The 24,596-nt window shown below is 40.9% G+C and carries 17 protein-coding genes and 3 pseudogenes; all 20 read left to right on the top strand.

Translation table 11 applies throughout. From position 1 onward, the window contains the following. The first annotated feature begins 80 nt into the window (after positions 1 to 80). Positions 81 to 458 (top strand): four helix bundle protein, encoded by a 378-nt coding sequence (locus tag SOHN41_RS12860; protein WP_037459085.1) that lies wholly within the window; start codon positions 81 to 83, stop codon positions 456 to 458. Positions 459 to 593: 135 nt separating this feature from the next. Beyond that, on the top strand, positions 594 to 1,586 hold the full coding sequence (locus SOHN41_RS12855; protein ID WP_037459083.1) for a Wzz/FepE/Etk N-terminal domain-containing protein: 993 nt from the start codon (positions 594 to 596) through the stop codon (positions 1,584 to 1,586). Positions 1,587 to 1,928: 342 nt separating this feature from the next. Next, positions 1,929 to 2,687, top strand: a pseudogene (locus SOHN41_RS12850) (GDP-mannose 4,6-dehydratase). A gap of 1,058 nt (positions 2,688 to 3,745) precedes the next feature. Continuing rightward, positions 3,746 to 5,041: a flippase gene (locus SOHN41_RS12845; RefSeq protein ID WP_007649615.1), complete on the top strand. Its 1,296-nt coding sequence runs from the start codon at positions 3,746 to 3,748 to the stop codon at positions 5,039 to 5,041. A gap of 189 nt (positions 5,042 to 5,230) precedes the next feature. Beyond that, positions 5,231 to 7,378: a polysaccharide pyruvyl transferase family protein gene (locus tag SOHN41_RS12840; RefSeq protein ID WP_007649612.1), complete on the top strand. Its 2,148-nt coding sequence runs from the start codon at positions 5,231 to 5,233 to the stop codon at positions 7,376 to 7,378. Further along, entirely contained in the window at positions 7,375 to 8,616 is a 1,242-nt protein-coding gene (locus SOHN41_RS12835; RefSeq protein ID WP_007649610.1) for a glycosyltransferase, read from the top strand. The genes SOHN41_RS12840 and SOHN41_RS12835 overlap by 4 nt, the downstream gene beginning before the upstream one ends. Beyond that, positions 8,600 to 9,370 (top strand): glycosyltransferase family 2 protein, encoded by a 771-nt coding sequence (locus tag SOHN41_RS19635; protein WP_007649608.1) that lies wholly within the window; start codon positions 8,600 to 8,602, stop codon positions 9,368 to 9,370. Before SOHN41_RS12835 ends, SOHN41_RS19635 begins: the two co-directional genes overlap by 17 nt. Beyond that, positions 9,370 to 10,467: a glycosyltransferase family 4 protein gene (locus tag SOHN41_RS12825; RefSeq protein WP_007649607.1), complete on the top strand. Its 1,098-nt coding sequence runs from the start codon at positions 9,370 to 9,372 to the stop codon at positions 10,465 to 10,467. Before SOHN41_RS19635 ends, SOHN41_RS12825 begins: the two co-directional genes overlap by 1 nt. Positions 10,468 to 10,994: 527 nt before the next feature. Further along, on the top strand, positions 10,995 to 11,432 hold the full coding sequence (locus tag SOHN41_RS12820; protein WP_037459079.1) for a hypothetical protein: 438 nt from the start codon (positions 10,995 to 10,997) through the stop codon (positions 11,430 to 11,432). Between the two features lie 402 nt (positions 11,433 to 11,834). Continuing rightward, on the top strand, positions 11,835 to 12,815 hold the full coding sequence (locus SOHN41_RS12810; protein WP_037459075.1) for a glycosyltransferase family 4 protein: 981 nt from the start codon (positions 11,835 to 11,837) through the stop codon (positions 12,813 to 12,815). A gap of 40 nt (positions 12,816 to 12,855) precedes the next feature. Beyond that, on the top strand, positions 12,856 to 13,977 hold the full coding sequence (gmd, locus tag SOHN41_RS12805; RefSeq protein WP_007649603.1) for a GDP-mannose 4,6-dehydratase: 1,122 nt from the start codon (positions 12,856 to 12,858) through the stop codon (positions 13,975 to 13,977). Between the two features lie 73 nt (positions 13,978 to 14,050). Further along, positions 14,051 to 15,009, top strand: a pseudogene (gene fcl, locus SOHN41_RS12800) (GDP-L-fucose synthase). A 6-nt stretch (positions 15,010 to 15,015) separates the two neighbouring features. Next, positions 15,016 to 15,525, top strand: coding sequence for a GDP-mannose mannosyl hydrolase (locus SOHN41_RS12795; RefSeq protein WP_007649599.1), 510 nt, complete (start codon positions 15,016 to 15,018; stop codon positions 15,523 to 15,525). Positions 15,526 to 15,527: 2 nt separating this feature from the next. Continuing rightward, entirely contained in the window at positions 15,528 to 16,940 is a 1,413-nt protein-coding gene (locus SOHN41_RS12790; protein WP_007649598.1) for a mannose-1-phosphate guanylyltransferase/mannose-6-phosphate isomerase, read from the top strand. A 3-nt stretch (positions 16,941 to 16,943) separates the two neighbouring features. After that, positions 16,944 to 18,356, top strand: a complete 1,413-nt coding sequence (locus SOHN41_RS12785; RefSeq protein ID WP_007649597.1) for a phosphomannomutase — start codon at positions 16,944 to 16,946, stop codon at positions 18,354 to 18,356. 1 nt (position 18,357) lies between these two features. Further along, entirely contained in the window at positions 18,358 to 19,119 is a 762-nt protein-coding gene (locus SOHN41_RS12780; RefSeq protein ID WP_007649594.1) for a glycosyltransferase family 2 protein, read from the top strand. 3 nt (positions 19,120 to 19,122) lie between these two features. Then, positions 19,123 to 20,034 carry an NAD-dependent epimerase/dehydratase family protein gene (locus SOHN41_RS12775; protein WP_007649592.1) on the top strand — a complete coding sequence of 304 codons (912 nt, stop codon included), beginning with the start codon at positions 19,123 to 19,125 and terminating at the stop codon, positions 20,032 to 20,034. A gap of 5 nt (positions 20,035 to 20,039) precedes the next feature. Continuing rightward, a complete protein-coding gene (locus SOHN41_RS12770; protein ID WP_007649588.1) occupies positions 20,040 to 20,594 on the top strand; it encodes a sugar transferase in 555 nt (184 codons plus the stop codon). Between the two features lie 135 nt (positions 20,595 to 20,729). Beyond that, positions 20,730 to 22,670 (top strand): polysaccharide biosynthesis protein, encoded by a 1,941-nt coding sequence (locus tag SOHN41_RS12765; RefSeq protein WP_007649583.1) that lies wholly within the window; start codon positions 20,730 to 20,732, stop codon positions 22,668 to 22,670. A 75-nt stretch (positions 22,671 to 22,745) separates the two neighbouring features. After that, positions 22,746 to 24,099 (top strand): annotated as a pseudogene (gene glmM, locus SOHN41_RS12760) (phosphoglucosamine mutase). Positions 24,100 to 24,596: the final 497 nt, after the last annotated feature.

The following is a 24,596-nucleotide window of genomic DNA, read 5'->3' as shown; positions in this document are numbered from 1 at the left end:
CTACGTGGCTCTAGGATTTAGGCACTAGGCACTAGGCCCTAGAAGTGTAGCGTCCTAGCTTCTGCTTTTAAGGAGTTCCTATGCGATTCGAACAACTGGATGTTTGGAAACGCGCTTGTCGCCTTTCATGTGATGTTTATAAGGAACTTAAAAATTGCCGAGATTATGGGCTCAGAGATCAAATGACCAGAGCGGCAGTTTCTATTCCCTCAAACATTGCAGAGGGTGAGGAGCGTGAGTCGAATGCAGAGTCCGCAAGATTTCTTTATTTTGCAAAAGGCTCATCTGGGGAGCTGATAACTCAGATATATATTGCGATAGAAATTGGCGTGATAGACAAGCAAATCGGAATGACTCTTATCAAAGAGGCAAAAGAAATTTCAGCAATGCTTGCTTCTTTGATAATAATACGAAAAGGCTGTGTCCGAGAAGAGTCCACAGATTATAAAAGTACTTAGAAACTAGGACGCTTCGCTCTAGGCGCTAGCCCCTAGAAGCGCAGCGCTCTGCTTTTCCTAACGCCTAGCCCCTTCTTTAACTATCTTTAAGCTTTCCTAGGGCCTAGCACCTAGGGCCTAGAACCTGAAGAACCAATGAACACACAAATTACTCAAAATCCAAACACATACCAATCCGACGCAAGGTTTCCTCAAGTGCAAGAAGACGAAATCGATCTTCGCGAGCTTTTTTCCGTCATCTGGCAAGGCAAATGGTTGATTTTGGCAATCACTGCCATATTTGCAATTGGTGCAGTCATATTTGCGATAAAACAGCCAAATATCTATAAATCCGAAGCCCTACTAGCCCCTGCTGCTGAAGAACAAGGCGGTGGCTTAAGTGCATTGGCCTCTCAGTTTGGAGGCTTAGCCAGCTTTGCAGGAGTAAATTTGCGCGGCAAAAGCGCTGGTACGGATAAAACACTGCTTGCCATTGAGGTGTTAAAATCACGCCAATTTACCAGTGATTTTATTCAAAAACATAATATTCTCGCTGATTTAATGGCCGCTAAAAAATGGGATAGAGATGCCGATAAATTGATCTATGATCCTAAACTATATAATGATCAAACTAATTCTTGGGTACGTGAAGTTAAAGCGCCATTAAAGAGCGAGCCATCAATGCAGGAAGCCTATAAAGTTTTTAGCAAAATTATTGCTGTAAACTCGGCCAAAGACACTGGAATGGTAACACTATCTGTAGAACATCTATCTCCGACTACTGCAGAGCAATGGGTTACTTGGTTAATTGAAGATATTAATAAAGTGATGAAAGAGCGTGACGTAGCTGAAGCCAATCGCAGCAGCGAATTTTTAAATAAGCAAATTGCCTTAACCAATGTCGCCGATATTAAAGCGATTCTTTATAAGTTAGTGGAAGAACAAGCTAAAACCATTATGTTTGCCGAAGTACGCGATGAATATGTGTTTAAGACTATCGACCCCGCCTTAGCGCCCGAAGAAAAGGCTAAACCTAAACGTGCACTAATATGCGTACTAGGCACTATGCTCGGCGGCATGCTGGGGGGAATGTTAGTGCTAGTAAGGCATTTTTTCAGAAAAGAAGAAAATCTAGAACCTAGATTCTAGGGCCTAGAACCTTTCTGTTATCCGTCATCCTCGCCCTTTAGCAGTCATTCTCGCGAACGCGGGGATCCAGCATTAATAAGACAATAACGCAGGAGCAGTTATCGATGCGGGGATCTTGCTTTAAGAGTTTGCTTCTGGGAGAGGTACCTATTGGGACCAGTTTGAAGAAAAACAGTAAAATCTAGGTTTTACAAAGGATGGCGAAATACAGCTGTCTCAAAATGGATGAAAAGCGTCTCAGCTTGGTTTGGAAGGTTGAGATGAAAATATGCAAATTATCCTTATTTTTCCCTCTAAGTTAACGCATTTTGCGTGGTTAGATTAATCGATTTGGTAGTAAATATGAAAATTCTAGTCACAGGCGGCGCCGGCTTTATAGGCTCAGCAGTCGTTCGTCATATTATCAGCAACACTCAAGATAGCGTAATTAACGTTGATGAATTGACTTATGCGGGCAACTTAGAATCATTGATTTCGATTAGCAATAACTCTCGTTATACCTTCGAACAAGTAGATATTTGTGATCGAGTAGAGCTTGGTAGGGTATTTGTACAGCATCAACCTGATGCAGTAATGCATCTTGCTGCAGAGTCACATGTTGACCGTTCAATTACTGGTCCTTCTGATTTTATTCAGACCAATATTGTTGGTACTTACACGCTACTCGAAGCCGCCCGCCATTATTGGATGCAACTCAATGCTGAGCGTAAAGCTGCATTTCGCTTTCACCATATTTCAACCGATGAAGTCTATGGTGATTTGCCATACCAAGATGAGCAAGAAAGCCAAGTTGTAAATCAAGAATTACCACTGTGTACAGAAACGACCTCCTACGCACCTCGCAGCCCATATTCTGCATCCAAAGCATCGAGTGACCACTTAGTTCGTGCTTGGCTTCGCACTTATGGCTTTCCGATGATTATCACTAAATGATCAAATAACAACGGGCCTTTTTCACTTCCCTGAAAAGCTTATCCCGCTAGTAATATACTTAATGCACTCGATGGGAAGGCACTACTTATTTACGGTAGAGGTGATCAAATCTGCGATTGGTTATATATCGAAGACCATGCTTACATGCTACACAAAGTACTTAACTAGGGCAAATTGGTGAAATTTATAATATTGGCGGCCATAATGAAAACAAAATATTGAGGTAGTGAAAACTATCAGGTCAATTTTGGATGAACTAGTTCTGATATACGAACGAGGATATTCACTCAACACTCAATATTCATCATTAAAGTAGCCGACCGTCCAGGCCACGAGCACCGCTACGCCAGCAAGATGAGTACTGAGCTTAATTAGCGAAACCTTTGAGAGTGGTATTCGCAAAACTGTGCAGTGGTATCTGGATAACCAGACTTGGGTTACGAATGTGCAAAGCGGTGACTATCTGCGACGTTGAGTAAAAGAGTGGTTATTGTTTAATAACTTTTATGCTTTAGCTAATAACTATTCAATGGAAAAATATTACAGTACAAAATAACATAGATGAAACAATAAAATTAAATAAAAAATCTAGTATTGGTAAGTGATTGCAACGAAGTTATTGATTTTAAATGGTTTGTTTGTTTGTTTGTTTGTTTGTTTTAGTGATTGTAAGTGCGGAATTTGTAAATAAATCAATTGGTTCAGTGTTATGATTTTTCAAGGTGATTTATTTGTTAAAGTAATGAAATCATTTCATGAGAAACTTTTTGTACTCTAATGGTATTTTTAACTGGCTTTTTGGAGTCACTATTTCAGGTTAGTATGACCATGTCATTGGCAAAAAAATTTTCTAATAACATTGGTGGGCTAAATTAATATAAATTGAAGATAAGCTATTATAAAAAATTAATTTTAAAATTTAAATAGAATCGAAAAAACAATATCATCTCATGATGAGCACGATTACTACCGTGACGTGATTAGAAAAGACTTTAATTACATAATGACAGGTTATAAAATATATCTTTTAACGTGACGATGAAGTAATACTCTGTCAGTAAGTTGGGTTCCAATTTATCTTGGCTTGTCACTGGTTGTTATTTGGATCAGGATATGAGTTCTAATTGCAATAATGTTGGTGAAGTTGATATTTACTGATATCATTTTTAGAATCATCTGTTTTTGATTGATAATTATAAGCTGTATTTCAATCGAGAGATAATATATTGAAAAGCAATGTTTTTAAAAATACTCTTTGGATGCTTCTTGAAAAAAGCAGTCGTCTAGTTATTGGTGTGTTAATAAGTAGTTTAATGGCAAGAAATTTGGGACCAGAGGGATTTGGTCAACTAAATTTTTACATTTCATTGTTATCTATTGCTTCTGTGCTCAGTTCGCTTGGGCTTAATCGCATTATTGTGCGAGAGGTTGCGAACCACATAGGTGATAAATTTTTTGGTCAGAACACAGTTGTTACTGCTTTATATTTAAGACTTTTTGTATCTTTAACTCTTTGGATAACGGCGATCGCCGTGAGCTCATTAATTTGGTCTGAGGAATTACTTTTTATAGCAGTCGTTTTCGCATCATTGTTTTTTATCTCTTTTGATGTCTTTGATTTTTATGCGCAAGGGATTTCTGATTTTAAACGTATCAGTCTCTGTCGGTTAGCTACTTTTTTTATTGTTTCATTGTTGAAAGTTGGCGTCATCATGCTAGGTGGTGGGGTTGAAGCTTTCATTTGGCTAGTAATGATTGAGTATTTACTAGTAGCTTTGTTTTTTTATCTATTTTTTATCCGCAGGCATAAATTAAAATTGGCACCAAAGCAGATAAATGTTCAACGAGGTCTAGACCTAGTCAAAGAGTCTTGGCCTGAAATAATAGCGGGATTTGGTGCAATACTGTTTATGCGTCTCGATCAGATTTTCTTACAATGGCTTGCTGGTGATGCAAGTGTCGGGATTTATTCAGCTGCGACTAGAATTACAGAGGCTTGGTATTTTTTACCATCAGTTATTATTGCAACAACATTCCCTAAATTAGTTTCATTACGCAGTTCATCTTACGAAAATTATTTCGAAGGTATTAAAATGTTAATGTCTTTTTTAGTAACGCTATCTTTTGTTGTGGCCATTTTTTTCAGCCTAACAGCAGATTGGATCGTTTCTTTACTATTTGGCCCTACTTATGCTGAAAGTGCGAATGTTATTGTGCTACACACTTGGGGTGGTATTTTCTTGTGTATGGGGCTCACATCTGGTTCTTGGCTAGTTGCAGAAAAAAAATTAAAACTAAATTTGCAACGTAATTTATTTGGTTTGGCAGTTAGTGCAATAACAAATTGGACATTAATACCCATCTACGGAGTTACAGGATCTGCTATTGCAACCGTGGCTGGATTAAGTGCAGCTTTCTACTTTTATGATTTTCTGCATCCTCAACTTAGACCCATGTTCTGGCTTAAGAGCGGGGCTTTTATACCAACACATCTTTATCATTTTGTCCGTGAACGGAAATAATTATCTCATGAAGCTCAAATCATTCTATCAACAAGTACGCAACTCATTTATTGGTCACAGTAAAGAATTAGAGAGACCAATAGTAATCCAGTTTCCAGTTAATGACATTTGTAATTCTCGTTGCCAGATGTGCCGAATTTGGGAAAATAAAAAAGTAATGATATTTCGGTAGATGATCTACGTAAGGGGTTGAGTAGCGAATTATTTCGCAGTGTAGAAGGAATAGGTTTTAATGGTGGTGAGCCGACTCTGCGTGATGATTTGATCGAGCTGGTAGAAGTGGCTCTTAATCAACTACCTAATCTTAAACAGATATCGTTGATCACTAATGCTTATAAATATATGCAAGTGATTGAGCAAATAGAAAAAATAGGTAAGCTTGTCAAAGCTAGAGGTAAGTATTTTGATGTAATGGTTTCATTAGATGGATTTGAAGAAGTCCATGATCGAGTCCGTGGTCGCACTGGTAACTTTGAGAATGCTAAAAAAGTTTTGGCATTTCTCAGCGACTTTGATCAAGTGGATAACGTCAGAATTGGTTGTACCGTCATTCGTGAGAATGTATTCCATCTAGCCGATCTTTTTGAGTTTTGTGTTAGTAGAGGCTTATATATCAAGTATCGTCAAGGGGTACCGCATCAGCGCCTCTATACGGAAAATTTACTCGATCCCTATGCACTGACTTTTGAAGAGAAATACGAGTTTGTCGAATTTCTTGAGGGTCTAATTAAGTATTACGAACCGAGCCCATTACAACGATTCTTTTATCGTTCTTTAATTGATCAAATTTTGCATGATAAACCGAGAGCGGCTGGTTGTGACTGGCAGCATCGTGGTGCAACCATTACTGCGAAAGGTGAACTTGCATATTGTGCCGTCAAGAGTAAAGCCCTTATGAACAATATTGCAGATGGTGATCCTTTAAAGGCTTATTTTGACAATAAACCACATTTGGAAGAAATCATTGCCAATGAATGCGCCAATTGTCACCACGATTACGTTGGCCTTCCCAGCCCTGCGGTTTATCGCCAAATGGTGTTATCACGTATTGAGGAACGTGTCGGACTAAAAAAAAGATTGCGCCAAATGCCTGGATTTACAGTACTCAACCGTTTACGTCAACGCCGTGGATACAGCAAACAGCTTCAGTATTATCGCACACAAAGTGATTTGCCGCTGGCATCCGTTGCAGTCAAGCAGGTACTTATTTGTGGCTGGTATGGAACCGAAACCCTCGGTGACAAAGGGATTATCGGTGGGGTGATGCATGTTCTAAGACGTCAACTCGGTGAAGATACGCGCTTTGTCGTGGTTGCCCTCTTTCCCTATATCAGTGAAATGACTCGCCGCCAGATGCCGGAATTTCGAAACACCCGGATTGTGGCTCCTGAAGAGGGGATTGGTCTTGCTCGCAACATGGACTATGTGGTGTTTGGTGGCGGTCCTCTGATGGCAATTGATTCACTGGCGCCAATGCAAGCTATCTTTGAGCGTGCTAAGCAGGGTCAAGCCCGTACTGTCGTAGCCGGTTGTGGTGTCGGGCCATTGGGTGATGTCTGGCATAATGAGAGCATTGCAAGCATCTTGCGCTTGGCAGATATCAGAGTTTATCGGGATGCCCGTTCACGTGACTATGCGCAACAGATTGGTGTAGACGTGGCGCAAGATCCGGTGACAGAAGATCCGGCCTTTACCTGGTTGGCCAGCATCGCTGGGCAATTGCCAAGCAAGACGCTAGATCCCGAACGCCAGATCCTGTTGCTTGGGCTGCGTGATTTCCCTTATCAGGAGTACGCGCGTCATATCCCGCTTGCCCATGCGTTGGCCATTCGCGACAACTATGAAAAGGTGGTCGTGGAGGCGTTGAGTCTGCTGGCGGCCAAACGACCAAATCTGTTGATCCGGCCACTGCCTATGTGTACCAACCACTTCGGGTCAGATGACCGCTGGTTCTATCGTCGCTTGTTCCGCCAGCAACCTAAGCTTGAAGCTGTGCTGGATTATTCATTGCTGGGGCCGGAAATGGCACCATTGCCCTATTGTGAGGCGTTCGTGGCAGCTGATGCTCTGCTGGCCATGCGCTTCCACTCGCTAGTATTTGGCTTAGGGCTGGGTGTGAACTCGGTGGGAATGGACTACACCCTAGGTAAGGGCAAGGTCCGCTCGCTGGCAGAGCGCTTTGGTGCGCCCCTGCTGGGCATGACAGATCTCAAGGTTGAGGAATTACTTACTGCGCTAGAAAGAGCACTGGATGCACCTCCAGCCATGCCCATTTCCATGGAACAGCTCAGTTTCGTCCCAGCGTTGTTGGCGAAACTGCAGGAGGTCAAGGCATGAGGATCCTCCACATTTGCTATAGCGATCTGGATGGTGGTGCCGCACGCGCCGCCTTTCGTTTGCATCAGGCGCAGCGTAGCTTGGGTCTCGATAGCCACATGCTGGTGATAAATAAATGCTCGGATGATCCCTTCGTGCACACTGTCTCCGGTATGCGGCGGTTGCTTATCAAACTGTCCGCAGCATTAAGTCGTTATATTGTACGTTTGCAAAAAAGTCCGAACTGGGTACATCACTCACTTAACCTTTTACCGTCCGGTCTGCTGCGAGACGTTGATAAGCTGGCTCCTGATGTGGTCAATCTTCATTGGTTGGGTGGGGAGATGCTGTCGGTGGGGGAAATCGGTCGTATTAGCCAACCGGTGGTCTGGACGCTGCACGATATGTGGGCCTTTAGTGGGGCTGAGCATTACGACGATGATAAACCATCGCAACGTTATAAAATGGGGTATAGCCGCGATAGTCGCAATGAGCTACATAGCGGACTGGACCTCGATCGCTGGACCTTTATGCGCAAGCAAAAGGCTTGGGCTGGCAAGTCATTTCAGATAGTAACGCCCAGCCATTGGCTAGCCGACTGTGTCCGGCAAAGCACTCTGTTTGCTGGCTTGCCAGTGACGGTTACCAGCAACTGTATCGATCACAATGTGTACCGCCCACTGCCCAGAGAGTTGGCCCGTGAAGCACTGGGATTGCCGCAAGACAAGCAGTTGTTGCTGTTTGGCGCCATGTCAAGTACTTCGGACCCACGCAAAGGTTACCATCTGCTGATCCCTGCGCTGCAGCAGTTGCAAACAGAGGGGAAGGCCGATCAGATAGAACTGGTGGTATTTGGTGCCAGCCACGGCGATGCTGAACAAGTGACGGGGATCAAGACCCATTACATGGGGCGACTATATGACGATATCAGCCTCTGTTTGCTTTATAACTCGGCAGACCTCTTTGTTGCACCCTCATTGCAAGATAATCTGCCTAATACTCTAGTTGAATCATTGGCCTGTGGTACGCCTTGTGTTGCGTTTAATATTGGGGGCATGAATGATCTAATTAATAATGATGAAGTTGGATACTTAATCGAAAAAGTAGATCCTATCGAATTGTCTAATAAAATTTCTTTGAAAGAAAATACTAGAGCTTTCGATAAATTTACTATTGCTAATGCAAGTAGACAAATCAGGATGAATTCGATTATTGCTAAAGAATATTTGAGAACATATCGCCATGTTGCAAAAACCTAAAATTTCTATAATCACAATTTCTTTCAATGCATATTCTGAAGGTTTAGAAAATACAATAAAAAGTGTTATTGCACAGAAAAACACACATGTTGAGTATCTCGTTATTGATGGTGGTTCAACAGATTTATCACATGATCTTTATAAGCAATATCGGCATCATTTTGATTATTTTATATCAGAAAAAGATGCAGGAATCAGTGATGCCTTTAATAAAGGGGTGAAAGCTGCTAGTGGGGATTATATTTGGTTTATAAATGCTGGTGATTATTTGAATGGGGATGCAATAAATCAAGTTTTAGAATTTATAAAAACTAATAAAGAATCGATAATTTATGGTGATATGTTCTGGCTTGAACAGGGGCGTGAGACATTACTAATTCCCGCTTCTAATTACGAACGAAAAATTAAATATGTTATGCCATTTCTTCATCCTTCAACCATTGTAAGCAAAAAAATATTTTTTGATGTAGGTTATTTTGATCTAAATCTCAAAAGAGCGATGGATTATGACTTGTTACTTAGGAGCTATTTAGCATCACACAAAGCAAGGAAGATTGATTATCCTTTGGCTTATATGGTTGCGGGTGGCGTACATGATAGTGATTATCTCAAAACACTTAAGGAGGTTAGATGTGTTTCAGTAAAAAATGGTGGTAACTATTTAATGGCGTATCTGGCACTTGTATATACTTATCTAAATAAAAAATCTAGGCTATTTTGCTTTATAAAAGAAAAAGTAAAAGTGGTTTTATAATGTCAAATAAATTTTATCTGTATAGTTCCTCTGAAATTTACTCTGGTGCTGAAAAAATGTTGCTTATTTTAGCTAAGGCTCTTTACACCTTATCTAAAGATAATCGAGTCTATTTAACTTGTGCCTCAGAAGATTTCGTCTTAAATAAAAATGATTTTAGTCTTGAAGTAAGAAAAACAAAATGTTTAAAAAAAATATCTTCAAATCCGCTAAATTCAGTTATTTATTTCATTGCTGGATTTAGATGTTTTTTTAAACGTGGCTTGATAAAAAATGATGCGATTTTTATATTTAATGATATAGAGTCACTTGTTAATAATTGGCCTGTTGCGTTATTAAATAGATCATTTTTTTATCTTCATGATAGTCATAAAATTCAAAATGTCAAAGCAAGAATTATTTGTTGGATAATCTCGCTGTTAGTCGATAAAATCCTAGTGATAACTAAATCCAGGGTTGATATATTAAAGAGTATAGGTGTTAAAAATACAATTTATTTTCCTAATTGTACAATCTACCAGCCGGTTGAAGTTAAAAAGAATATACAACTGAATGAAGTACACTGCCTTTGTGTCGCTCAAATTACTAGATGGAAAAGAATTGATAAAGTTATTGAGTTATTTAAAATCCTAGCAGACCTGAATGCTGATAAAAAATGGTTTCTTCATATATGTGGTAGGCCAGATAAAAATGATCCAGATGCTTTGATGTTGGAATCTGAGATAATTCAACAGAGTCATATTGATCCGCGAATAACATATCATGGATACAAGCCTGATCTCAGGCCGTTGTGGCAGCAAAGTCAGTTTTTAATCTCAATGTCTGAAAATGAGCCATTCGGGTTAGCATTGGTTGAGGCATTGTACTATGGTTGTTATATTATTTCAGCACAGGGTGAAGGTCCAATGGAAATAATTGATAGCGGTGAAGCCGGTGTTGTCATAGATTCTAATATGAACATCCGTCAATGGTCAGAAACTAATATAGATATTTTATTGGAAACTATTTCATCCAATCTTAAATATTCAGATTTTAAACGGTTTTCCTTCGATAATTTTTGTGAAAATCTCAATAAAATTATAGTTGATAAAAAATGATTCATCTCAACTGGTATTTGACCTCCGTTATTTTTGCAGTAGCCAGCTCATTTAATTTCTTTTATTTCCCTGAAATTCAATTTTTGATTGTTTTGTTTTTTTACTTGTTATAAAAAAGAAGTGGCATTTTTCAATTATTTTGGTTTTGGTTATGTGTACTAATACTTATGCGATACCAGACGCACTGTATAGAATTACACCTGAAATTTATCCGAGTGTTTACACAAAAAATATAATTGCATCTATTAAAGTGATAGATTTATTATCTATCCTATTATTACTTATTTCTCCATTTTATTTGCGTAATCTTTTGCATTTAAAAGGCATTTTGATTCTGTATTTTGTTTTTTTCTGGGGTTGTTTTCTACAGTTATATCTGTTTTTTATGGTGAGGTAAATTGGAATTATTTTCTTTTTTATATAAGATCATTTATCTTTGCTATTGGTTTTTTTGTTTGGTGGTAAGTTTTGATAAGAGCAGAATCATTAATTTAATCTACTTTTCAATGTTTTGTTGGATTGTAAAAATGGTTGCAATGATTTTATTTCCATCGGAGCATGTTATACAAAGAGAAATATTCGGATTTCAATGGAAAATTTTCTTTGCTGGCGATGAATACTTATTTTTTGGTGTTATGACAGCTTGTATTCTTACTTTAGTTAGTTCTCGCAGTGATATAGATAAAAAAAAGGAACGTCACAAGTTATTTATTTGTTGTAGTATTGCTCTTTTATTGGCTCTTATTTCACAAAGGAAGGGGGCAATTCCTTATTTTTTCTTCGTCGGTTTGGTAATGTATTCTTATAACACAAAATATATTTTCTATAGAGTTTTAGTTAATGCGGCTTTACTTTTAAATGTGTTTTTGTTTTTCTTTTTTCTTTTTTGTTTATCCTCTACTGCCAAATGTATATCAGATTATTTTTTCGGAATATTATACTTTATATGTCTCTGCAATGGATAGTTTAAATTATTTATTCGAATTTAACACGTATGGTTCGATATTTGGGCTTGGGTCTATGGGGTTGTATAGGATAATATCTTTGCCTGATTATGCTGATCACATATTCTCTTTTGGCTCTGAGGTGGGTAATATCAATAGATATGCTATATGGAACGTTCCATTTGGTAGGTTGATAATAAATGTAGGTATTTTTGGTTTTTTATTAGTGTCTATTTTTTTGATATCTAAAATTACTGTGAGAACTTCAAAATTTTATTTGTTGCTCTTCCTTGTTCCATACTTCGGTTTGTACGGCGTGTCACCGGTTAGCGCAATTTATGTTGGATTCGTGCTCGCCGTTTTATACAAAACTATGGACATGAAAAAAGTTATTATAGCTAAAACATGAAAGTGAGGGTGTGAGTGATTATATTTGATCCGATAATTTACAATCTCCAATCAGGTGGTGGAATTAGTGTTTATTTCAATAACATTATTTTGAGAATGGTAGATTCTGGAAAACAATTTATTGTATTGGATTTGGGTTCTATAAATAAAATAAATAGATACAGAGACTGCTCTTTTTTATATGAATCTGGTGTCTTTCATTCTAGTTATTATAGATTGCCACCGAATGATAAATCTAACATTAAGATTGTTACAACAGTTCATGACTTCACTTATGAAAAATTTGTCAAAGGCCCTGCTAAGTGGGTGCATTCATGGCAAAAAAATAGAGCAATTCGCAACAGCGATTTAGTGATCTGTGTATCGCACAATACGGCAAAAGATTTACAGCAATATTGCCCGGTTGACCCGAAAAAAATTCGAGTCATTCATAACGGTGTTTCGGAGAGTTATTATCCACTCGATGGAGTATCAAGTGAACAAAGCCAAGATGTAGTGTTTGTTGGTGCACGCAGTGGTTACAAGAACTTTAAGTTAGCGGTTGAATCGGTTGCCACTGTGCCAAATTTACAACTGAAAATCGTGGGTGGTGGCAAACTTAATGAAAATGAAGTAAAGCACCTTGATGTACATTTGCCTAACCGTTATCGGTGGCTTGGCCGTTTAAGTGACGAAGAGCTGAATCAAACTTATAACCAAGCCTATGCGTTGCTGTATCCCTCAAGCTATGAAGGATTTGGTATTCCGGTTATTGAGGCTATGCGCGCTGGTTGCCCGGTTATTGCGGTGAATGTTTCATCCATTCCCGAAGTGGCTAGTGATGCCGCAATTTTGGTGGATAAAGCAACGGTTGCCGCATTCAGTAAAGCTTTGATAAAATTACCAACAATGCGAAAGCAATTAATTACTGCCGGTTTTGATCAAGCAGCCAAGTTTTCTTGGGATCGCTGTTTTGATGAAACGTTGGCGGTTTACAACGAATTGCTTACTAAATAATTAGTGATATAGAAAATCAATTTTTAACACAGGAAATAAAATGAGCAATAAAGTCGCACTCATCACAGGCATCACTGGCCAAGACGGTTCTTATTTAGCAGAATTGTTATTAGAAAAGGGATATGAAGTTCACGGTATTAAACGCCGTGCTTCATCGTTTAATACGGAGCGTGTCGATCATATTTATCAAGATAGACATGCATCTAACCCTAATTTTTTCCTGCACTATGGTGACTTAACGGATACCTCTAATTTGGTACGATTAGTACAAGAGATTCAACCAGATGAAATATACAATTTAGGTGCCCAGTCTCACGTTGCGGTATCATTTGAATCACCTGAATACACTGCTGATGTCGATGCGATGGGGACGTTACGGTTACTTGAAGCAATCCGTATCTGTGGGCTCGAGAAGAAGACCCGTTTTTATCAGGCATCAACTTCTGAGTTATATGGCCTTGTGCAAGAGATTCCGCAGCGCGAAACGACTCCGTTTTATCCGCGCTCTCCCTATGCCGTAGCCAAAATGTATGCTTATTGGATCGTGGTGAATTACCGTGAATCCTACGGTATATATGCATGTAATGGCATTTTGTTTAACCATGAGTCACCACGTCGTGGAGAAACGTTTGTTACCCGTAAGATTACTCGCGCTATTGCCAATATTTCCCAAGGGTTAGAGAAATGTTTATACCTAGGAAACATGGACGCACTTCGTGACTGGGGCCATGCTAAAGACTATGTGCGTATGCAATGGATGATGTTGCAGCAAGACGTAGCAGAAGATTTTGTGATTGCTACTGGTAAGCAAATTTCGGTACGTGAATTTGTACGTATGTCAGCGGCAGAGCTGGGTATTACCCTTGGATTTAGTGGTGAAGGGGTGAATGAAATTGCCACTGTTATTGCAATTGAAGGCGATAATGCCCCTGCGCTTAAGGTGGGTGATGTGATTGTTAAGGTTGACCCTCGTTACTTCCGCCCGGCAGAAGTTGAAACTTTATTAGGAGATCCGTCAAAAGCGAAAGCTAAGCTTGGCTGGGTGCCAGAAATTACGGTTGAAGAAATGTGTGCCGAGATGGTGCAAAACGATCTGGATAAAGCAAAGCAACATGCCATCCTTAAACATCATGGTTACGATATTAGCGTATCAGTTGAGTAACCTCGCTTAATTGTGCTTCGGCTGAGAGTACACTCTCAGCTTTTTTATTTTTATTGTTTGATGGGTTTTTTACATGAAAAACATATTTGTTGCTGGTCATCGAGGTATGGTGGGGTCTGCTATTGTACGTCAACTACAAAGGAATTGTGATGTTAACGTTGTGACCCGTACGCGTGATGAGCTTGACCTGCTTGATCAAACCGCGGTGCGGTATTTTTTGCAACTGAAAAAATTGACCAAGTTTATCTTGCAGCAGCAAAAGTGGGCGGCATTATTGCCAATAATACTTACCCTGCTGAATTTATCTATGAGAACCTGACTATTCAAAATAACATTATCCATAGTGCGCATCTTGCAGGCGTGCAGGATTTATTGTTTTTAGGTTCATCATGTATTTATCCAAAGCTTGCCAACCAGCCAATGACAGAGAGCGCATTGTTAACTGGTACCTTGGAGCCCACGAACGAGCCCTATGCCATTGCCAAAATCGCTGGTATTAAAATGTGCGAGTCTTACAATCGCCAATATGGCCGCAATTACCGCTCAGTGATGCCAACCAACTTGTATGGTGAGAACGATAATTTTCATCCTGAAAACTCCCATGTTATTCCTGCGCTACTGCGCCGCTTTCATGAAGCAAAACTTAACGGCGAGCCTCAGGTGATGGCGTGGGGATCAGGTACGCCGATGCGGGAATTTTTACACGTTGATGATATGGCTGCAGCCTCAATTTATGTGATGAACTTAGACCAAGCGACTTACTCTGCGAATACTGCACCCATGTTAAGCCACATTAATGTTGGAACCGGTGTTGATTGTACAATTCGTGAGTTGGTTGAGACGGTGGCTAAGGTGGTTGGCTTTAAAGGTGAAATTGTATTCGATGCCTCTAAACCCGATGGGGCGCCACGTAAATTGATGGATGTATCACGCTTAAGATCTTTAGGTTGGCAGGCTTCGGTAGCCTTAGAGCAGGGATTACTGGCTACTTACCAATGGTTCTTGGCCAACCAAGATAATTTTAGGAAGTAGACGCTCATGTTTTTGGACCAAACGACCTTCTCGACGGTTATCAAAAGTACCCCACTTGTTTCTATTGATTTGGTGGTAACTAATTCGGTTGGCCAAGTGTTACTGGGCAAGCGTTTAAATCGACCCGCTAAAGACTATTGGTTTGTTCCTGGTGGGCGCATATTAAAAAATGAAGTGCTGGCAGATGCCTTTAAGCGTTTAACGCGTGATGAACTTGGACAAGAATTTACTATTGAGCAAGCCAGTTTACTCGGTCCATTTGACCACTTTTATGCTGATAATGTCTTTAGTGATAGTGCATTCAGTGGCAATGTTTCCACGACTGATAATACAACCCATTATGTAGCAATTGCGTATTATTTAAAGCTTGATAATCAGTTAGATAATTTACCCCTGGCCATTCAGCATGGCGGTTATAAATGGGTTGATGTTCCAAGTTTACTGTCTGACGATAGAGTACACATTCATACTAAGTGGTACTTTGATAATGCTTTTACCGATTTAATTAAGGATTGATGATGATTTTACCTGTAATTATGGCCGGAGGCTCCGGTACCCGTTTATGGCCTCTATCTCGTGGCAATTTTCCTAAGCAGTTTTTATCGCTTTCTGGCAAAGCTACTATGCTGCAAAACACTATTAGTCGGTTGGCTGGTATCGACCATGCGCCAGCGATGTTGATTTGCAATGAAGAACATCGTTTTATTGCCGCAGAACAGGTAAGGCAGTTAGGTGTCAAGCATAGCGGTATTTTTTTAGAGCCAGTTGGTCGTAATACTGCACCGGCTATAGCTTTAGCGGCCTTTAAAGCGGTTGAGTTAGGTCAAGATCCTTTACTGTTGGTGTTAGCTGCTGATCATGTAATTGATGATGTTGATGCATTTCAACATTCAGTAAGTATGGCAACAGAATTAGCACTAGCTGGCAAGTTAGTGACCTTCGGGATTGTAGGCAACAAGCCAGAAACGGGTTACGGTTATATTAAACGTGGTGATACTTATCAAGAAGGTTTTGTAGTTGACTGTTTTGTGGAAAAGCCAGATTTAACTACAGCTGAGGCGTATATTAAAAGCGGGGATTATTACTGGAATAGTGGCATGTTTTTATTTAAAGCTAGTCGTTATCTCTCTGAATTGAAAGCCTATCGCCCTGATATTTATTCAGCCTGCGAGCTTGCTATACAAGTTCAAAATAATGACAGCGATTTTATTCGAATTGATAAAGCCGCGTTTGAAGCCTGTCCAGACGATTCTATTGATTATGCCGTAATGGAGCATACAAAAGATGCTGTGGTAGTGCCAATGGATGCCGGTTGGAGTGATGTTGGCGGTTTTGCAGCTTTATGGGAAGTCTCTGCCAAAGATGCTGATGGCAACGTGTTTAATGGCGATGTTAAATCTGTTGATACCAAAAACACTTTAGTTTTTGGTGGTAATAAGCTGGTCACAACAGTCGGTGTTGAGGACTTAGTGATTGTTAATACTAAGGATGCGGTGTTGGTTGCTCATAAAGATCAATCACAGCATGTGAAAGCGATAGTGGGTCAGCTGAAATCTGAGCAGCGCTCAGAAGTGACTTTCCATCGTGAAGTATATCGTCCCTGGGGTAAGTATGACTCGATCGATAATGGAGATCGTTTTCAGGTTAAGCGGATTACTGTAAAACCGGGCGCTAAGTTATCGGTACAAATGCACCATCATCGTGCAGAGCATTGGATTGTAGTTTCAGGCACGGCGAAAGTGACGAACGGTGAGAAGGATATTCTGTTAACAGAAAATCAATCTACCTATATACCTGTAGGTGTCATTCATGCGCTAGAAAATCCTGGCAAAGTGGACTTAGAACTGATTGAAGTTCAATCCGGTTCGTACCTTGGTGAAGACGATATCGTTCGTTTTGAAGATAGATACGGACGAGTAGAAGGGAAGTAGTTTATGCCGAGTCTCAGCTCAGTTTTATCGGAAAGTGGTATTGCCTTTGGCACCAGTGGTGCTAGAGGTTTAGTTACGGACTTTACCGATCAAGTATGTGGCGCCTTTGCCCAAGGTTTCGCCAATGTGATGCAACGCTCTTTCAGCTTTAAGCGGATTGCCATAGGCATTGATAACAGACCCAGCAGTCCACAAATGGCGGCGGCTTGCGCTGGTGTCTTAGAGTCAATGGGTTATTTTGTTGATTATTATGGTGTATTGCCCACACCGGCATTGGCTTATCAGGCTATGCAGGAAAATGTACCTGCGATAATGGTTACTGGCAGCCACATTCCATTTGACCGCAATGGATTAAAATTTTATCGACCTGATGGTGAAATCACTAAAGATGATGAACAAGCGATCATTACGGTTTCTGAAGAGCAAATAAGCTTTATAGCTGAACTGCCTGCCACAAGTTCTGTTGCATCTGACAACTATATTAATCGTTATCTTGATATTTTTCCCCAGCAGATGCTGGCAGGCAAACGCATTGGTATTTATGAGCATTCAAGTGCAGGAAGAGACCTTTATCATAGAGTTTTTAAGGCGCTGGGAGCTGAGGTTACCTCGTTAGATCGCACAAATACTTTTGTGCCGATCGATACTGAAGCTGTTACAGATGCAGATAAACAAAAGGGTTTGGATTGGTCAAAGCGATATAGCTTCGATGCTATCTTTTCTACCGATGGAGATGGCGACCGTCCACTTATCGCTGACGAAAATGGTCAATGGTTACGAGGTGATATTGTTGGTTTACTTTGTGCGAAAGCTTTAGGTATTCAAAGTCTTGCTGTACCAGTGAGTTGTAATACTGCCATAGAAAAGGCTGAAATATTTTCTTCAGTTGTGCGGACTAAAATTGGTTCTCCTTACGTTATTGCTGCTTTTGCTAACCTGAATGGTTTTGTGGCTGGCTTTGAGGCCAACGGCGGTTTCTTACTTGGTTCAGATATAACTGTTGCTGGAAAGATGCTAAAAGCTTTACCCACTCGCGATGCTTTATTACCTGGTTTGGCATTACTCGCCTTAGCTGGTGAGCAGCCACTGTCTAATCTAACAGTAACTCTGCCACAACGTTATACGGCCAGTGATCGTTTACAGCAGGTGCCGGCTCAGTGGAGTAAAGACTTTATTGCAACAGCCGTGTTGTCACCAGAAGAGTTGCTTACAAAGCTTGACCTGGAGATTCGTCAAATTCAACGTATCGATCAAACAGATGGCTTAAGAATGCAGTTTGTTGATGGCGATATTGTGCATTTGCGTCCTTCAGGTAATGCGCCGGAGTTACGTTGTTATGCTGAGTCTGCCAAACAAGCCGAAGCACAGCAGTTGGTACAGGTTATTCTTAGCGCGGTGAAAGGATTATTGAACTGAGATGAAAGTTTCTATCATTACCGTATGTTATAACAGCGCAGCGACTATCCGTGATACTATCGAATCCGTTTTTTTGCAGGATTATCCTAACATTGAATACATAATAGTAGATGGTGCTTCTAAAGATAATACCCTCAACATCGTCAATGAGTATCAAGATCGTCTTGCCACTGTGATAAGTGAGCCAGATAAAGGTCTTTATGATGCAATGAATAAAGGTATTGAATTGGCTACTGGGGATGTTGTTGGCATCCTTAATTCTGATGATTTTTTTACTTCTGAGTCTAGTGTTTCTACATTAATGGCCGGTTTTAATCGCGGTGATATTGAAGCTGTATATTCAGATTTGGTTTATGTGCAAGCAGGGAATACCGATAAGGTAACTAGGCTTTATAGCTCGAAAGTGTTTAAGAAATCATTGATAAAGTTTGGAATTATGTTGCCTCATCCAACTTTTTACGCGAAAAAGGATGTATATAAAAAATGTGGGCTTTATAAATTAGATTATCGGGTTGCAGCTGATTTCGAATTTATTGCTCGATGTATTGTTAATAATGTAGTTATTAATCGAGTTTCGGCTATCACGGTCAAAATGAGAGAAGGCGGAATTAGTTCTAGTGGGTTAATGTGGCGTATTCATCAAAACATGGAAGTTGTTAGGGCTTGTAAAGAAAATGGTATTAAAACTAATTTAGCACTAGTAGCATTAAAGTTACCTTATAAGTTGTTTACTTTATTAACCCGTAAACTTGTTAAGGTTTGATGCATGAAAGTTTTAGTAACAGGTGTTACGGGGTTTATAGGTCGTGAAGTTATTCGCCATCAAGGAAACTTTCGATGTGTTACTAGATGTAGTGATAAATTGAATGTAGATGATGTATTTTTAGTAAATAAAATTGATGCCAATACTAATTGGGCGGATGCTTTTGATGACGTTGAAACGGTTATACATATAGCAGGGTTGGCACACAATAAACAAACCCCACAATCAGATTATCAATCAGTTAATACTCTTGGAACATTACATTTAGCTAGAGAAGCTGTTAATGCTGGAGTTAAACGGTTTGTTTTTGTGAGTTCTATTGGCGTTAATGGCACATTCACTAGTGACAAACCGTTCACATTTAACGAGTCAGAGCGTCCTCACAATTATTACGCACGGTCAAAATATAGCGCTGAGGTTGGTTTAAAAAAACTTGCTGTTGAAACTGGTCTTGAAGTTGTTATTGTCCGTCCTACTTTGGTTTATGGCCCCAATGCCCCAGGTAATTTTGGTTTATTGACCAAGCTTGTAAAAAAACTCCCTGTGTTACCCTTTGGGCTTGCCAACAATAAGCGTGATTTTATTGCGGTGCAAAATCTCGCAGATCTTCTTATCACTTGTGCAACTCACCCTAATGCCGCTGGTCATACATTTTTAGCATCAGATATGGAAACGGTGTCTATAAAACAGTTTACAAACGCCATAGCTGACGGGTTAGATAAGAAGACGTTTCAATTGCCAATACCAGTTAGTTTGATGAGATTAGTGGGTAAGTTAACGGGGAAGTCTGCCATGATTGAGCAGTTATATGGTAGTTTACAAGTTGACTCTTCCAATATAAAGGAAGTGTTGGATTGGACTCCGCCATTAACTATGAAGCAAGCTATGGCTACACTACGTGATTCAGGTAAATAAAACTTATGATTCGTTTAATTGATTTTCTCGCAGCATTTTTTGGTTTGTTATTTCTATGGCCAATATTATTAATCGTCACCATCATTGGTCTGTTTGACACTGGCTCACCGATTTTTATCCAAACTCGCGTTGGTAAACATAAAAAACCATTTAAACTGGTTAAGTTTCGTACTATGAGTAAGGATACTGCATCGGTTGCAAGTCATCTTACCAGTAATACAGCCATTACTAGGTTTGGTGGTTTTTTGCGCAAGACTAAAATTGATGAGTTGCCGCAGTTAATTAATGTGCTAAAAGGTGAGATGAGTTTAGTGGGACCACGCCCTAATTTGTTTAACCAAGAAGACTTGATTGCCGAGCGTGATGCGTTAGGTATTTACAATGTTTTGCCTGGGGTGACTGGTTTAGCGCAGGTGCAAAATATTGATATGTCTACGCCTAAGTTACTAGCCCAGACCGACAAGCAAATGATCGATACCTTAACCTTAAGCCGTTATTTTAAATACATCCTTATGACAGCTACAGGAAGTGGTAGTGGTGATGCTGCTAAACCAAATTAGTTACTTCATGTTTGTATTTAGCTGTAACTCATGATCTCATGTATACTCATCTCCGCTAAGGATTTAGAGCCTTTAAATTGATTTATATAGTTAGTATCTAATTTCATGTATTTTTTAAAAAAACTGGAGCAAAAGATGGAGTTTTTGCAATATCTATTCTCGTTAAAGCGGTCGCAAAAGCGTTTAGTCAGTGTTGCGATAGACTCAGTGTTTTTGTTATTTGCCTTCTGGTTTGCCCTATTGGTGCGTCTCGATTCGGTTGAGGTATTGCTTAAAGCCCAATACTGGGGGCTAATTGCTTTAACCATTCCTATCAGTATTGCCGCCTTTATTAGGCTTGGCTTGTATCGGGCTGTACTGCGTTATATTGGTTCGCAAGCTTTTACCGCAATAGTTGCTGGGGTTCTGGTGTCTACTATTGCATTGGTTTTGCTTGCCTACTACGGTGAGGTTGGTCTGCCTCGCACTGTACCTTTTATTTATGCTGCTTTTGCTTTGGTTTTTGTTGGGGGGGCTAGATCGCTTATGCGTTCGCTGGTGGGGGCTGGAATGAATCGCCGTGGTGAACCTGTGGTGATTTATGGTGCTGGTGTCAGTGGTCGCCAAACTGCAATCGCCCTTGCACAAAGCCATGAATATCATCCTATTGCCTTTGTTGATGATGATGAAACTTTGCAAGGTACGGTAATTCAAGGTCTGCATGTACATGCGCCGCAAGAGCTACGTAAGTTAATCAAGCAAGAAGCGACTACCCGTGTATTGCTTGCAATGCCGAGTGCTTCGCGTTCACGTAGGCAAGAGATTATCAATCAGCTTGAACCACTTACGGTAAAAGTGATGACCTTACCCGCTATGGCAGACCTTGTTAGCGGGGATAAATTATTTAGTGATGTAAAAGAAGTTGAAATCGAAGATTTACTGGGCCGTGATTCTGTTGCACCAAGACAAAATCTATTGACCGCTAATATCAAAAATAAAGTGGTGATGGTGACAGGAGCAGGGGGCTCTATTGGCTCTGAATTATGCCGGCAGATTTTAAAGCAGTCGCCTAAAAAGCTAGTGCTATTTGAGCTATCGGAATTTGCTTTGTATTCCATTGAGCGTGAGCTTTCTGCTACTGCCCATGATTTGGGGATTGATGTGAGAATCTTGCCTATTATGGGTTCAGTACAGCGAGAAAATCGTGTCCAAGCAGTAATGCAAGCCTTTAATGTACAAACTGTTTATCACGCCGCCGCCTACAAACATGTGCCTTTAGTGGAGCATAATGTGGTGGAAGGTGTCCGCAATAACGTGTTTGGTACCTTGTATACCGCTAGAGCGGCAATCGCTGCAAAAGTTGAAACCTTTGTTTTGGTTTCTACCGATAAAGCTGTGCGCCCCACTAATATTATGGGTACCAGTAAACGTATGGCCGAACTGGCATTGCAGGCGCTATCGAAAGAGTCGCACCAAACGCGTTTTTGTATGGTGCGTTTTGGTAATGTGCTTGGCTCTTCAGGCTCAGTTGTGCCTTTGTTCCGTAAACAGATTGCCAATGGTGGCCCTGTTACTGTAACGCACCCTGAAATCACCCGCTTTTTTATGACCATTCCCGAAGCATCCCAGCTGGTTATTCAAGCTGGGGCAATGGGCAAAGGTGGCGATGTGTTTGTGCTTGATATGGGTAAGTCTGTCAAGATTGTTGATCTAGCAACTAAAATGATCCGCCTCAGTGGTTTTGAGGTTAAAGATGAAGATCATCCCAATGGTGATATTGCAATTGAGTTTAGCGGCCTGCGCCCTGGTGAAAAACTCTACGAGGAGCTGCTTATTGGTGATGATGTAACAGGGACAGATCATGAGCGTATTATGACGGCTAATGAGACATTTCTACCTTGGGCCCAATTAGAGCAAATCCTTAATCGTTTAGATAAAGCTTGCCATGAATTTAACCATGAGGCGATTCGCGAGATTTTGCTCTCGGCTCCGACGGGATTCGCACCAACAGATGGTATTTGTGATCTAGTGTGGCAGCAAAAGAAATCGTCTAAACCTATTGATATTAAAGCTAAAGTGGTAACTTTGGTTTCTTAGTTTTGGTCATGTTTAAAAAGCCAAATCAGGTTTGATTTGGCTTTTTTCGTTTCTAACTGTTTTTAAGGATGCTGTATGTCTAGGAAGTATTTTGGTACCGATGGTGTGCGTGGCAAGGTCGGTGAGTTTCTAATTACCCCCGATTTTGCGATGAAGTTAGGTTGAGCGGCTGGCACTGTGCTGGCGTCAACGGGCACTAAAGAAGTGCTGATTGGTAAAGATACTCGTATTAGTGGCTATATGCTTGAGTCGGCAATGGAGGCGAGATTTTCGGGCGGCAGGCGTGAATGTGGCTTTGATTGGCCCTATGCCGACACCTGCGGTGGCGTATTTGGCGTCGACGTTTCGCGCCGATGCTGGAGTGGTGATCAGTGCCTCCCACAATCCTTATTACGATAATGGCATTAAGTTCTTTTCTAATTTCGGTACTAAGTTAAATGATGCGCAGGAACTGGAAATCGAAGCCTTGTTAGAAAAGGCGCTGAACCAGAATGCGATGCAGTGTGTTGCCTCGGAAAAGCTGGGTAAAGTGCGCCGTATTGATGATGCCGCAGGCCGTTATATTGAGTTCTGCAAAGGAACGTTCCCGAATCATTTAAGTTTGACTGGGTTAAAGATTGTCGTCGATAGCGCCCATGGCGCCGCCTACCATATCGCGCCGAATGTATACCGTGAGTTAGGGGCTGAGGTGATCAGCATTAATGACAAGCCTAATGGGGTGAATATTAATGATCACTGTGGGGCTACGCATTTAGATAGTTTGCAAACTGCGGTTATGGTACATGAAGCTGATTTAGGGATTGCGCTTGATGGTGATGCTGACCGTGTCATGTTTGTCGATCATAATGGCCATGTGGTTGATGGTGATGAGATTTTATTTATCCTAGCGCAAGCTGCGTTCCAAAAAGGTGAAATGGTTGGCGGTGTGGTTGGTACTTTAATGTCGAACCTAGGTTTAGAGCTGGCGCTTAAACAAATGGGCATTCCCTTTGTGCTTGCAAAGGTTGGCGATCGTTATGTGGTTGAGCAGCTTAAAGAAACGGGTTGGCAACTGGGCGGTGAAGGTTCTGGACATATTTTAAGTTTAAAGCACGCTTCAACGGGTGATGGTATTGTGGCATCCCTGCAGGTACTTAAAGCCATTTTAGAGTCAGGCAAGCGTTTGGCTGATATAAAAGCGGGTATGACCAAGTTGCCGCAGGTACTTATTAATGTGCGTTTATCATCTGGCAGTGCCGACAGCATTTTGGCTTTAGACAGTGTTAAGCAGGCAGTGGTAAAAGCGGAAGGGATATTAGGTGACCAAGGGCGCGTACTGTTGCGTAAGTCCGGCACTGAGCCTTTAATCCGAGTGATGGTGGAGTCAACGGATAATCTGATGACCCAGACTCAAGCCGAATTTATCGCAGATGCGGTAAGAGCGGCGTAAAGCGGGCGCTTCGCTGACGGCCTTCGGCCGCAAGCTCGCTCTAGAACGCCACTACGTGGCTCTAGGCTAGCAGCTAACTCTATTTCTACGGACGCCGCTTTGCGGCTACGGAGCGTCACCGCGTGACTCACGGATAACGGAACGGGCTGCTCCCTGACGGTGAGTGAGCTTGCGAGCGTTCCGTAATCCGTTCACCGTCAGCGCAGCGTTGCGTCATTCCCGTCCCTTTCTGTCATTCCCGCAAACGCGGGAATCCACACTAACGTCTTTTGGTAGTTTAAAGAATAGTGACTTAGAGCCAAGGGCTGGATCCCCGCATCGATAACTGCTCCTGCACTCTTTCTAATTAAAGAGTTCTACCTCCTGCATCTGACCACCATGGATGTCATATTTTGTATGGAACAAAATTGACCATGCAGTCGTTCGCGAGGATGACGGCGTAAGAGCGAGGATGACGGCATACTCCTTCGTCATTCCCGCGGACGCGGGAATCCATA

This window comes from Shewanella sp. HN-41 (assembly GCF_000217915.1).
Lineage (GTDB): Bacteria > Pseudomonadota > Gammaproteobacteria > Enterobacterales > Shewanellaceae > Shewanella.
This window is presented reverse-complemented; position numbering and strand designations above follow the sequence as displayed.